Genomic DNA, 10005 nt, shown 5'->3' with positions numbered 1-10005 from the left:
GGCCATATTAAATATGCGTTTTAATTTACAGCCATTTTTTATTTTTAAAATACACACCAATACCGCCAGTGAGCACAATTAAAAATATGACAAAAGCACTAAACGCATAAGGGCTCTCTGTACCAGGAATACCCCCTACGTTTACACCTAAAAGCCCCGTTAAAAAGCCCAGTGGTAAAAAAAGTGCTGCCACTACAGACATAACATACATTCGCTGGTTTAACTGCTCAGAAACTTGGTTAGTGATTGTTTGCTGAATAATTTGCGCACGCTCAATCGAACTATCTAGCTCTTCAAGATAACGAATTAATAAGTTAGTGGTTTCATTAAGTTTTGCTTTATCGTCATCTAATAACCATAGGTAGTGGTTATTTACCATTGAGCTAAGGGCTTCTTTTTGCGGTTTTAAATAACGTTTTAAGGCAATAGTTTGGCGTCGCAATTGTGATAAGCCTTGGTTGTCAAACTTTTTACTTGGTTCATCTATTTCTTCTTCAAACTCGTCGAGTGTTTCATCTAGTGAGTCAATAACGCTTTGCATACGTGAGGTTAATTTTTGTGTAATAGAGCACACTAATTCAGAAATGTTGCATGGGCCTTTATTTTCATTTAAACAGGCGAGCGTATCTTGCACCGATAATAAACGGCGCTTACGGGTAGTAATAAGAATGTCTTCGCTAATAAATAAACGAATTGAAACCATGTCTTCAGGGCTTTGTGCTGGATTTAAATTTACACCACGTAAAAATAACATGTGCCCGTTAGTTGTAGCCGTAATACGTGGGCGTGTTTCATCAGCAATTAAAGACTCTAGTTCGTAATCGTTTAAATGAGGCTGTGCCTTGAGCCATTCAACTGCCTCACTTTGGCTATAATCCATGTGCACCCAAAGTTTACCTTGGCTTGGTTGCCAGCTATTTAGCTCATTAGTGCTTCCAATAGGACGAGCGCCTCCTTGTCCATCAAGTACAAGTGCATGTAGTAAACCATTAATCATAATTAGTTCTCATAATAGTGTATTTTTAATACTGTTAACTATAGTAGTATCTACTTAGTTGCTTACAGGCTTACCTTTACTTTTAATAAGTTAAGCTTAAATAGCAAAATATATGCAGAGCCTCTGTGTTGAGCAAAGTGGCATTAAAGTACGGCTTAGCAAGGCGTGCATTGTGTGACCAGTTGCTTAAAAAGATCAATTTAATTTACTAATCGACTAGATAAATTTATTTCGTTGGTGTTTTTTGGTCTGTAGAGTATAAGTCACTTTTTTATTAAGGGCACATTTATGACAGCAAAGATCACAGTTGGTTGGCGTGAGTGGTTAAGTTTACCTGAGCTTGGTATTAACGAGATAAAAGCAAAAATTGATACTGGCGCTCGCACTTCATGTATTCATGCAATTAACATTGAAGAATACGAAGTTGACTCAGAAAAATGGGTTAAATTTACGGCCCAACCACTGCAAGATGATGAACAAACGCAAGTCACTTGCAATGCAAAAGTTAAAAAAATGAAGTACGTAACCAGCTCAAGTGGGCAAAAAGAGCTACGCTACTTTATAGAAACTATATTACATGCAGGCGAGCATAGCTGGCCTATCGAGCTTACTTTAACAAGCCGTGCAACAATGAAGTTTAGAATGTTATTAGGGCGTACAGCCATGGAAAATCGTATAGTCGTTGACCCGGCTTTATCTCAACTATTAGGTCGTAAGGTTTAACTATGAAAATCGGTATTTTATCTCGTAACAGAAAGCTATATTCAACACGTCGCTTAATTGAGGCAGCAGAAGCACGCGGCCACGAAGTTAAAGTGATTGATGCATTGCGTTGTTATATGAATATCAACTCTGAGCAACCAGAAATTCACTATCGCGGTGAAAACTTAAAAGAATTTGACGCAATTGTCCCGCGTATTGGTGCATCGGTTACATTTTATGGCTGTTCGGTACTTCGTCAGTTTGAAATGATGGGTGTTTATCCTGTAAACGAATCAGTCGCTATTTCTCGTTCGCGCGATAAATTACGTTCACTTCAGTTACTTTCGCGCAAAGGCGTTGGTATGCCAGTAACAGGTTTTGCCAGCAAACCCGATGACGTAAAAGACTTACTAGAAATGGTAGGCGGTGCACCTGTTGTAATTAAATTACTTGAAGGCACACAAGGCATTGGTGTTGTACTTGCTGAAACACGCAAAGCAGCTGAAAGTGTTATTGAAGCGTTTATGGGCTTAAAAGCCAATATTATGGTTCAAGAATATATTAAAGAAGCGGGTGGTGCAGACATACGTTGTTTTGTACTAGGCGACAAAGTAATCGCAGCAATGAAGCGCCAAGCACAAGAAGGTGAGTTCCGCTCTAACCTTCACCGTGGTGGTAGCGCTACATTAGTTCGCATTACTCCAGAGGAACGTAAAACGGCAGTAGCAGCGGCTAAATCAATGGGCTTAAATGTAGCGGGAGTTGATTTACTTCGCTCATCTCGTGGGCCACTTGTGATGGAAGTTAACTCATCACCGGGTTTAGAGGGCATTGAAATAGCAACAGGTAAAGATATTGCAGGTATGGTAATTGATTTCATCGAAAAAAATGCCTCAAGTAAAGGAACAGCAACACGTGGCAAAGGTTAAAATTAACCGTCCTTTTTCCTTATTAGGAGAAAATGTAGGCGTAGGCGAGCGTAAAACGCTTGCCTTAGAAGCAGCTAAGCTTTACACCCATTCACCACTTAATATTCCTATTGAAGTGGTTAATGGTGTAATGGAAGGCCCTGTGCTTATGGTGTGTGCGGCTATTCATGGTGATGAGCTAAATGGTGTAGAAGTTGTGCGTCAGTTACTTGCTAAAATAGATCCAAGCCAACTGCGCGGAACAATAATCGCTGTGCCTATTGTGAATGTGTTTGGCTTTATTCACAAATCGCGTTATTTACCAGATAGACGCGATATGAATCGCAGCTTCCCAGGTTCTGAACGTGGTTCATTAGCTGGGCGTATGGCTTATATGTTTTTTAATCAAGTGGCAGTACATTGTACTCACATTATTGATTTGCATACTGGCGCTATTCATCGTACTAATTTGCCGCAAATTCGCGCTAATTTAGAAGATGAAGCAACCGCTGAAATGGCTAAAGCATTTGGTACGCCGGCGGTTATAAATGCATCCCTTCGTAATGGTTCATTACGCAGTGAAGCCGCAAATTTAGGTATACCTGTTATTACTTATGAAGCAGGCGAAGCGCTACGCTTTGATCCTATCGCTATTGCGGCAGGTGTGCAGGGCGTTGATTATGTTATGCGCCATTTAAAAATGATCCGTGGCAAGCGCCCTAAAAAGTTACCAGATCCTATTATTGCAGGTTCGACTAGTTGGATACGTGCAGAGGTTGATGGCATTGTGCGTGCACAAGTATCACTAGGGGAGCATGTAACTAAAGGGCAAGTGCTTGCATATATAAGTAGCCCTCTAGGGGATTCTGAGCTTGAGCTTTTAGCGCCTAAAGGCGGTATTGTTATTGGTCAGCAAACGATGCCATTGGTAAATGAAGGTGATGCGGTATTCCACCTTGCTTACTTTGCAAACGACAATAGTTTAGTAGAGCAGCAACTAGAGAACTTTATTGATGAGATAAATGATTTAGATGACGAGCTTAAAACAGCTGAACTAAATAACTAATAGCTAAACTAAATTCTGTTTAGCTAAGCATTAAAAAGCCGCAGTAGGTAATTACTTACTGCGGCTTTTTTGTGGACATTGCTTTATCAACGATGCTTTTTAAACTATGTTTTTTTAGGACCAATAATACGCTTTATAACAGGGGTTTTAGTTGGCTTTGGTTCTTTATTTAAAACCATGACAGGACGGGTCACAAATAAATTGTTAGGGTAAATTACACGGTGCCCATCAATATGTTCAAGTACTACATTCATTAAGCCCATTTCAACAATGCGCCCTTCAACATGATTCGCACCATCAATAATTCTTACCCAATAACCAACGCGGCAATCGTTTTGAATAAACATCAGTAAAAATGCGGTGAGGTTACTCAATAATGACCAAGCGGCAAAAAGCGCTACCCCTAACATGGCAAATAAAGAAGAGCCTAAAACCAATAAACCACGCAGCTCTATACCCCAAAATACTAAAACCAAACACAGTACTACAAAGGCAAGTATAATTTTTAGTAAAAGCTCTGCACGGTATTTTCGGTGCAAATCTACTTTGCCTTTAATCGCTTTTTCGAGTAGTTTTTTGGTTATTTTTAATAGAAGAGGGAAAACCAAAATAGCGATTATAGTTACAACTAACTTATATTGTGATGCAAACAATTCTAAAACTTCTATTATTTCCACATTAGGTCCTGAACTTTCATAACAATTTAATGCAATTGGTATTAGTTTAACGTGTTTGTATTATTTAAAAAGTGTTTTTAACGCTTACTAGCCACTGGACTGAGTCTACATCGTCGTAGCTATCAACAGGGGCGGCAATATCAATGTGGATCATGGTTCCTGAGTTTGCGCGACTCGGTGCCAAACGCAGACCAACGCCTACATTTTTCAATACATGTGCATTTTCACCGTTATCTTCATTGTTAAACCATGCTCTGCCTACATCTACAAAAGCTGCGCCACCCACTTTAAATAGTTGTAGTAAATCGTACTCCCAGTAATAGCGCTTTTCTAAATTAACTAAAAAGCTGCGATCGCCATGTTGATAATCCATCGGGTAACCACGCAGGCCTGTTTCGCCACCTAAAGTAAGCTGTTGATCAGCAGTCAGGTTTTTGGCGTATTGCACGCGGGCTTTAACATACCAAGATTGGTCTTCACTGGTATTTAAATAATATTGTACTTGGCTGGTGGCCATAAAGTTTTCGAGTTTTTTCTGTTCTTTATTCCAATAGCCATCAATATCAGCACTAAAACGCCATAAAGTATTATCGTTAGTAAAGTGGGCTTTTTTGAAGTTAAAAGAATACACCGCGCGGCTGTCGTCATTACTTAAGGACTCATCTGAATAGCCAATTAAGCTTTTAATATTCCAACCTAAATTTAAATCCTCAGTGCGAGATATACTGTCGAAGTTGCGTACTTTTATGTAGTTATCTTCAAACCAATGGCCGCTTATAAAGGGATAACTTAAGCTTCTGTCATCGGCAAGTGGTGCAAATGTGGTGTCTATAGCTTCAAAGGTATGCTGCTCGTCGGTATAGCCTAACGTTAGTCGCTGGGTCCAATTATTATTAAGCGCTTTAGAGTGTCCTATAAATACACGGTTTAAGTCGGTAGTTTGATCAAATTCGCTAAACTCTTCGCCGCGTTTATATAATGACTCTTCGCGTTGCTCAGAATAGCTTAAAATACCGTAACTAAAGGGGGTGTCAATTGCGTAAAATGGATAGGTTAGCTCAAGCAAATGGCGCTTGCCGTCGCTGTTATCGGCGTACTCTAAACGGCCTCGGTAGCGAGTAGATAAAATATTAGGATCGTCGTAAACAAATAAATAACCGCTGCGATCGCTGTCAGTCGTGCGCGAAAAAGAAAGACGCTTACCCCACCCAAGCAGGTTAGATTCTCTAAAACCTATACTCGATTTGTTTTCTCCACCGCTTCGACTAAAGTTCACTTCTGGTAAAAGTGTCCATAAATCACGGGTAACCACTTCTACATTAACGTCGCCGTCGCAGTTTTCGGTTGCACTAATTTGTGCATCATATAAATAGCTTTCTTTACGAAGTAAACGCTCAGATTCTGCGAGCTTTTTAGCGTCGTACTTGTCACCAGGGGAGAATAATAAAAGGTTATTGATTACATCGGGCTCAGTTTGAATATGAGCACGGTTAGCAAATCGAAATAGTGCATTATTTTCCTCTTCAAGCTCAGTATTAAATACATTAAGTTGCTTGAGCTTTATTGAGGCTATTTTTGCGTTACTGTTACTGTGCGTGAGGGTTGTTTTGTCTTGAACTTCTCGGCGTAGGTTTTTATTTGTGCTTAAATCTGTCTGTTCTACAAGGCAGTTATCAGTTTTCATTGAAGATTGTTGTGCGAACGTTTTAGGCACATAAAAGCTTAAAACCGTTAAACTAATACAACATTGTGCTATCCATTTCTTGCTCACCATTAAACCTCTTACTGCTACGTAGCAAATGACTATCGTAATATCAGCTTACATCATTGTTATTATAATGTAAGTAAAAGGTATGGATTTTGAAATTAATTAATTGTTACTCATATTCACTTTTGTTAATAGCTAGCTGGTTTGCAGCGACCTATGCGCTAGGCATTAAAAGCTAGCTTAAATAAAATGCTAAAGCGGCGAGTAAGTGTTCAGCTTCATGACCTTCGGCATTAATCCAGATGCTTTGGCTGTAATGCTCATAGTTTAAATTAAAGGTTTGATGATTATAGGTAAAGCGAACTTGATGTCGATCGGCGCCAGCAGAATATTCGTTGAGTGTTACTTCGTCTGAGTGTAAAAATAATGTACTCCACAGCTCAAAGTCTTCATCGTTTGGTAGCTCAATGGGATTAATCAAAATACATTTGTGTGTATGGTCATATTCTATTTGGGTCATAATGCTCTTAATTAGTAGCTAGGTAATGTCGAATTGCCGTTAAAAATTCGCCGCCGTACTTATTTAACTTAGTAAAACCAACACCTGAGACCTTTAAAAATTCACTGTCGTTTGTTGGCATAAGCTGCGCCATTTCGGCTAACGTTTTATCATTAAATACTACATAAGGTGGCACATCGTCGGCATCAGCAAGTTCTTTACGAAGTGCGCGCAGGCGAGCAAAGAGTTTTTTGTCGTAATTAAATTGCGCTAACTTATCTTGATAAACGTGTTTGGCTTGCAGGCGTGGCTCGGCTAATTGCAGTGCGTATTCACCTTTTAAAATTACACGCGCGGCTTCGGTTAATCTAAGTGACGCACCTTGTGTTATATCTTGGCTAAGTAAGCCTTGATGAATAAGTTGGCGTAAAATACTGAGCCAAAACTCACTGCTTTTATCTTTACCTATGCCGTAGGTACTTAACTCATGATGATTATTATCGCGGATGCGGCTCGTGTTTGCACCGCGAAGTAATTCAACAATATAACCAAGTCCAAAACGTTGTCCCGCTCTGTACACACACGAAAGTGCTTGCTGAGCGACTAACGTACCATCAAAACTTTTTGGCGGATTTAAGCAAATATCGCAGTTGCCACAAGGTTCGCGTTGATATTCACTAAAGTAGTTAAGTAATATTTGACGACGACATGTTTGCGCTTCGGCAAAGCTTGCCATTGCGTTAAAGCGTTGTTCTTCTACGCGGCGGCGTTGTTCGTCGTCTATGTCTTCAAAAAAGCGCCTTACGCGACCAATATCAGCTGGATCAAAATACATTATAGCTTCTGCGGCAAGTCCATCTCGCCCAGCTCGACCAGTTTCTTGATAGTACGACTCTATACTTTTTGGAATATCGTAATGCAGTACAAAACGCACATTAGGCTTGTTTATGCCCATACCAAAAGCAACGGTTGCGACCACTATTTGTATATCGTCACGGGCAAACCCGGTTTGTACAAATTGTCGTTGCTCGTTACTCATACCAGCATGATAAGCGGCAGCGTTTAGTCCTGCATCTGCAAGCTTTTCAGCAATGTCGTCTACGCGTTTACGGCTGGTGCAATAAATGATACCGCTTTGGCTTTTTTGCTCCTTTAGGTAGCGAAGCAATTGCACCATAGGTTTAAATTTTTCTTCTATGGTGTAACGAATATTGGGGCGATCAAAGCTGCCAGTATGAATATAAGGCTGTTGTAGTTTTAATTGCTCAACTATATCAAACCGTGTGGCTTTATCGGCGGTGGCGGTTAATGCCATCATTGGGACATGTGCAAAACGTTGCTTTAATTCGTTTAAGCGAAAGTAATGAGGTCTAAAGTCATGACCCCAATGCGACACACAGTGCGCTTCGTCAATAGCAAATAAACTCACATTTAAATGCGATAAACGCTCTAAAAATTCGTGTTGTAATACTTTTTCAGGCGCCACATATAAGAGCTTAATTTGCCCCTGATGAAGCTGTTGATACACCAATTGCTGTTCTTCTCGTGCTAAGCTGTTATTAACGTAAGCGGCTTTTACCCCAAGAGCTTGCAGTTGCGTTACCTGATCTTGCATTAGCGATATAAGCGGAGATATAACAATGGTTACGCCTTCGAGTACTAAAGCAGGGATTTGGTAGCACACCGATTTTCCGCCGCCAGTAGGAAGCAATACAAGCGAGTCTTGACCGTTAATAGCGGCATCAATAACTGCTTTTTGACCGTCGCGAAATTCACTGTAGCCAAACACTTGTTTGAGGACAGTTTCGGGTTTACGCACAAGGGTGCTAGAAGGTGGAGTTGATGTATTCATTGGCGGGTATTTTAGTGGTTTTTTAGTGAGATGTCTTTAGCTGAGTTACTTGATAAATTATTTAAGTGGAGTCTCGTAGTTTTACACTATGTATGTTTTACTCATCTTACCTGTTTTGACATAGAGAATAATAATGAATAAAGAAATGTTAATTGAACAAGTGGGCGCGTTATTTGTAAATGGCATGCCGTTTAACCAGTTTTTACAAATATCGGTTGAGTCGTTAAGCCCTGAACAGGCCAAAATTACGTTCCCGTGGCAGGATGTACTAATTGGTAATCCTGCGCAAAAAATACTCCATGGTGGTGTTATTTCAGCCGTACTTGATAATGTAGGCGGTATGCTCGCTGCAGCAAGTGTAATTGATAAACTCACCGATTTAGATATTACAAGCGTGCAAACAAAATTAGCCACGCTTGGGACTATCGACTTACGTACTGATTATTTGCGCCCTGGTAAAGGAGAGAGCTTTACTGCCAGCGCAACACTTATTCGTTCAGGTAATAAAGTATGTGTATGCAGAATGGAATTACATAACGAACAGTCTGTTCAAATTGCTTTTGGAACCGGCACGTATTTAGTTGGATAAAACGCGTATGGCAAGTAAACTAGCGGCCTTTTAAATCACTAAGTGTGTATTATGTCGATTGATACTGAGCAGCGTAAAGGTGCTATTTTTGCTTGTCTTGCTTTTTTAATGTGGGGCCTTGCGCCAATATACTTTAAGTTGATTCAGCATGTTTCTGCTTTTGAAATTTTAATGCATCGGGTTATTTGGTCGGTTGTGTTTTTAGTATTGGTAGTAAGTGTTTTACGGTATTGGGGTAAAATTAAACGCATTATCGTTCAACCTAAGCTTTTGCTTATGCTTGTTATCACCTCTGCACTGCTTGGGTTTAATTGGGGTTTATTTATATGGGCTATAAATAATAACCACATGCTTGATGCAAGCTTGGGCTATTACATAAATCCTCTTTTAAATGTATTACTGGGTATGCTTTTTTTAGGCGAACGCCTGCGTAAGTTCCAAGGCGTAGCAGTAGCCCTTGCCTTTAGCGGTGTAGTGCTGCAGCTAATTAGTTTTGGCTCGTTTCCGGTAGTTGCCTTTTCACTGGCTATATCATTTGCACTTTATGGTTTATTACGTAAAAAGTTACCGGTTGAAGCCTTGCCTGGCATTTTACTCGAAGCACTTATATTACTGCCTGTCGCACTTATTTATTGGTGGTTAATGGTGCCTACAGCAACATCAAGCCTGCCAGCTAATGATTGGCATACTAATGTACTACTGATAAGTGCAGGTATTGTAACTACATTACCCCTGCTGTGTTTTACCGGTGCAGCTAAGCGTTTGCAATATACTACACTTGGCTTTTTTCAATACATTGGGCCAAGCTTAATGTTTATACTAGCTGTGGTGTTTTATGGTGAAGTGTTTGATGCAGAGCGTGTAGTAACATTTGCATGTATTTGGAGTGCACTGGCTATTTTTAGTTGGGACTCTTACCATCAATCACGCAAACGTAAAAAAGCGGCTATTACAGCCGCAGAAGTATAATTAACTAATAAAATGGTTAACTAACTACTTTATTACGA

The 10005-nt window shown here is 40.0% G+C and carries 10 protein-coding genes; 5 read left to right on the top strand and 5 right to left on the bottom strand.

From position 1 onward, the window contains the following. Positions 1-25 precede the first annotated feature (25 nt). Positions 26-997, bottom strand: a complete 972-nt coding sequence (locus H5072_RS04895; protein ID WP_024605062.1) for a zinc transporter ZntB — start codon at positions 995-997, stop codon at positions 26-28. Positions 998-1285: 288 nt separating this feature from the next. Here H5072_RS04895 and H5072_RS04890 point away from each other — a divergent pair, with 288 nt between their 5' ends. The 3 genes from H5072_RS04890 to H5072_RS04880 are packed head-to-tail and all read left to right on the top strand — an operon-like array spanning position 1286 to position 3673. Continuing rightward, positions 1286-1720: an ATP-dependent zinc protease gene (locus H5072_RS04890; protein WP_182692871.1), complete on the top strand. Its 435-nt coding sequence runs from the start codon at positions 1286-1288 to the stop codon at positions 1718-1720. A 2-nt stretch (positions 1721-1722) separates the two neighbouring features. Then, positions 1723-2628, top strand: a complete 906-nt coding sequence (rimK, locus tag H5072_RS04885) for a 30S ribosomal protein S6--L-glutamate ligase (RefSeq protein ID WP_002961977.1) — start codon at positions 1723-1725, stop codon at positions 2626-2628. After that, positions 2615-3673 carry a succinylglutamate desuccinylase/aspartoacylase family protein gene (locus tag H5072_RS04880; protein ID WP_002961978.1) on the top strand — a complete coding sequence of 353 codons (1059 nt, stop codon included), beginning with the start codon at positions 2615-2617 and terminating at the stop codon, positions 3671-3673. The genes rimK and H5072_RS04880 overlap by 14 nt, the downstream gene beginning before the upstream one ends. 104 nt (positions 3674-3777) lie before the next feature. Here the strand turns inward: H5072_RS04880 and H5072_RS04875 are convergent, their stop codons facing one another. The 4 genes from H5072_RS04875 to recQ form a co-directional block, all read right to left on the bottom strand. Next, the gene (locus H5072_RS04875; RefSeq protein ID WP_138489650.1) at positions 3778-4350 is read right to left on the bottom strand and encodes a mechanosensitive ion channel domain-containing protein; all 573 of its coding nucleotides are present in this window, start codon (positions 4348-4350) and stop codon (positions 3778-3780) included. A 64-nt stretch (positions 4351-4414) separates the two neighbouring features. Then, complete coding sequence (locus H5072_RS04870; protein ID WP_182692870.1) at positions 4415-6124, bottom strand: BamA/TamA family outer membrane protein; 1710 nt, start codon at positions 6122-6124, stop codon at positions 4415-4417. Between the two features lie 169 nt (positions 6125-6293). Next, entirely contained in the window at positions 6294-6578 is a 285-nt protein-coding gene (locus H5072_RS04865) for a DUF3630 family protein (RefSeq protein WP_002961372.1), read from the bottom strand. 7 nt (positions 6579-6585) lie between these two features. Continuing rightward, a complete protein-coding gene (recQ, locus tag H5072_RS04860; RefSeq protein ID WP_024605058.1) occupies positions 6586-8409 on the bottom strand; it encodes a DNA helicase RecQ in 1824 nt (607 codons plus the stop codon). Between the two features lie 133 nt (positions 8410-8542). Here recQ and H5072_RS04855 point away from each other — a divergent pair, with 133 nt between their 5' ends. Further along, positions 8543-8998 carry a thioesterase family protein gene (locus tag H5072_RS04855; RefSeq protein WP_024596241.1) on the top strand — a complete coding sequence of 152 codons (456 nt, stop codon included), beginning with the start codon at positions 8543-8545 and terminating at the stop codon, positions 8996-8998. Positions 8999-9049: 51 nt separating this feature from the next. Then, positions 9050-9967, top strand: a complete 918-nt coding sequence (gene rarD, locus H5072_RS04850) for an EamA family transporter RarD (protein WP_039488332.1) — start codon at positions 9050-9052, stop codon at positions 9965-9967. The last annotated feature ends 38 nt before the right edge of the window (positions 9968-10005 follow it).

Source organism: Pseudoalteromonas sp. SR45-5, from assembly GCF_014163565.1.
GTDB lineage: Bacteria > Pseudomonadota > Gammaproteobacteria > Enterobacterales > Alteromonadaceae > Pseudoalteromonas > Pseudoalteromonas distincta.
This window is presented reverse-complemented; position numbering and strand designations above follow the sequence as displayed.

What these genes read in the sequence shown, in the direction of transcription:
- H5072_RS04895 (WP_024605062.1), bottom strand. Translation starts at nt 997, where the DNA reads ATGATTAATGGTTTACTACATGCACTTGTACTTGATGGACAAGGAGGC.
- H5072_RS04890 (WP_182692871.1), top strand. Translation starts at nt 1,286, where the DNA reads ATGACAGCAAAGATCACAGTTGGTTGGCGTGAGTGGTTAAGTTTACCT.
- rimK (WP_002961977.1), top strand. Translation starts at nt 1,723, where the DNA reads ATGAAAATCGGTATTTTATCTCGTAACAGAAAGCTATATTCAACACGT.
- H5072_RS04870 (WP_182692870.1), bottom strand. Translation starts at nt 6,124, where the DNA reads ATGGTGAGCAAGAAATGGATAGCACAATGTTGTATTAGTTTAACGGTT.
- H5072_RS04865 (WP_002961372.1), bottom strand. Translation starts at nt 6,578, where the DNA reads ATGACCCAAATAGAATATGACCATACACACAAATGTATTTTGATTAAT.
- recQ (WP_024605058.1), bottom strand. Translation starts at nt 8,409, where the DNA reads ATGAATACATCAACTCCACCTTCTAGCACCCTTGTGCGTAAACCCGAA.
- H5072_RS04855 (WP_024596241.1), top strand. Translation starts at nt 8,543, where the DNA reads ATGAATAAAGAAATGTTAATTGAACAAGTGGGCGCGTTATTTGTAAAT.
- rarD (WP_039488332.1), top strand. Translation starts at nt 9,050, where the DNA reads ATGTCGATTGATACTGAGCAGCGTAAAGGTGCTATTTTTGCTTGTCTT.